General features: G+C 68.5%; 1 pseudogene. It reads right to left on the bottom strand.

Annotated elements, in window-relative coordinates:
- Window positions 1-294 (bottom strand): annotated as a pseudogene (locus ACPYOM_RS22210) (AAA family ATPase); the annotation flags it as partial.
- Window positions 295-330 lie beyond the last annotated feature (36 nt).

The raw sequence follows: 330 nt of genomic DNA, 5'->3' as shown, positions 1-330 counted from the left end.
GGCCTGGACGACCTCCCGGACGCCGCTGCGCAGGGCCTGCGCGAGGGCCGTCACGTCGAGGCGGTGACGGAGCAGGATGACGCCGAGCTCGGGTCGGTCTATGCGCTCGCGCTCGGCCAGCTCGCAGGCGAGGTCGAGGTCGATGTCCGGGCCAATGATGACGAGCGCGTGGTTGCGGTCCTCCTCCAGGGCCCGACTCACGCGAGGTCCCGACGTGAGCAGGAGCGCGTCGGCTCCGATGGCGAACCGGTACGTGTCGACAGCGTTCGAGTCGAAGTCCCAGAGGATCGTCATTGCGAAGTCAGCGCATCTATCAACTGGAGGCCCGTG

Source organism: Monashia sp. HAY1-2A, assembly GCF_056755315.1.
This window is presented reverse-complemented; position numbering and strand designations above follow the sequence as displayed.